The organism is Candidatus Cloacimonadota bacterium (genome assembly GCA_034661015.1).
Taxonomy (GTDB): domain Bacteria; phylum Cloacimonadota; class Cloacimonadia; order JGIOTU-2; family JGIOTU-2; genus JAYEKN01.
In genome coordinates, this window is the sequence record JAYEKN010000257.1 from 1 (window position 1) to 1,798 (window position 1,798).

A 1,798-nucleotide genomic window follows, 5' to 3' on the forward strand; every position below is an offset into this window, starting at 1 on the left:
ATACGCTTAGGTAAATTTTTCTTTTCTTCCTGACAGGTTTCCAATCTTACCAATATTGTCTGTCGTTTAGATTTTAGATTTTCATGTTTACTGTTAAGTCGGGGAGTTCCATCTTTGTTAATTTGAGCTTTAGTTTTGAGCAGATCAGAATTAACCTTATTCAATTCCCGATTTAATTTTTTTATTTGATTTTCTTTTTGCTTCAAATCAGGATTTGCAATATCCTGCTTTTCACTTTTCGTTACTTGAAATCCGGGGCGATAATGATATGGATGCCGTTCAGCAATATGTTTAAATGTGTTTTCGGAAGCTCCCCAGCGATTCAAAATCAATTGAGCGCAATCTTGAGCTGATACTTTTTTTGGGGCTGTCCAGCCCAATCCGCATACACGCTTGTTGGTTCGCTTATTCCAGATATATATTTTTCGCAAAGTGAACGTTATTTTTTGGCCGGGAGATTTTTCTATGGTAAATTTTCGCTCCCCCTCAAATATCTCGTATTCAGCTCCGTTAAATTTAAATTTGATGTCAAATTTGGAATCTTCTATTTGATTCAATTTCTTTTTATCAGTGTTCTTTTCCCAGCACACAAATGAACAGTTATTTGTAAGAAGATTATGAAAAAAATCTGCTCCGTATCCTTCTCTGTCAAAAACCATTATCGGTGCTTCTCCAAATTCTGATTGCTTTTTTTTGCTTAAATCAATAATATGACCTTTTAAATCACCATGACCTTCCTGGATTTCAAAGTTAACAATTTTCCCTGAACCATCTGTGGCAACAAGATTTGTTTGACCTGGATATGGGATTCGGCGTTGTGTATTAAATGAATAATGTACTTTTTCTTTGCCGGAATATGGCAATAAATGCCCGTCAATAAACCAGCTCCACATTGATACTATTCCAGCTACAGTTTGGTATCTGAAAAAATCTGAGATTAAAGAAACAGAAATTCCTTTTTTAACTACGGCATAAAACCATTTCCACACGTATGGAATTGATGGAATGCGTGAAATCCCAAGGACTAATCCTGCTTCCCTGCTGTGGACATTTTTCAATTGCTCTATCGAAGGTAAATTTTTAGCAGCCAATAAAAGAAATACCATAAATATTTTGAAGGATTTCCCTGAATATCCCATAATTAATTTGAGCCATTTCCATTGGCTTGTTAACATCATTATATAAACAAAAACACCGGCATAACGCGTGTTCTTCCAATTGTGGATCTCATTAAAAGGTTGATCTTCCTTTGCAATATCAGCAGCTTCGCCTTCCTCACCAAAAGAAAAATTTATTTTCATCTGACTGTATTCATATTCCTCTTTTTTTGCCTTTCGTTCCTCACTCAGTGCCTTGCTTTTATTTGCTGGAATTCTATTTTTTTTATCGACCTTCTTCCTTATCTGTTTTTCATCATTTAGTTTATTGCTCAACAGAGATGCAATGCCATATTTTTCTACGGAATCATAATAGTTATCTATAGTTTGACGACTCATATTAAATGCAGCTGCCAGTTTTGTTTTATGTACTCCGGATCTTACTGCTTCGACTATGAAGCATTTAACCCCAAAACCATCTGCAAGCTTCACCATTCGGATGTAAGTGCCATTCCTAAAAAGATATACTGACGCCGTTTTTTTACTAACTGCTTTAAATTCTAAATAAAGGCCGTTACCGACTGAAACCTGATTTTCAACATCTACTTCTATATATCTTTTTAAACTTCTTCCACCCATAAAAACTCCTTTTAGACATGCTAATTATTCTATATATATTTGTCAATATTTTATTCATATAA

General features: G+C 34.5%; 1 protein-coding gene. It reads right to left on the reverse strand.

What is annotated here, in order from left to right; translation table 11 throughout:
• Nucleotides 1-1,736, reverse strand: a 1,736-nt coding sequence (locus U9P79_09300) for a hypothetical protein (GenBank protein MEA2104817.1), incomplete at its 3' end; no start/stop codon positions are given.
• Nucleotides 1,737-1,798 lie beyond the last annotated feature (62 nt).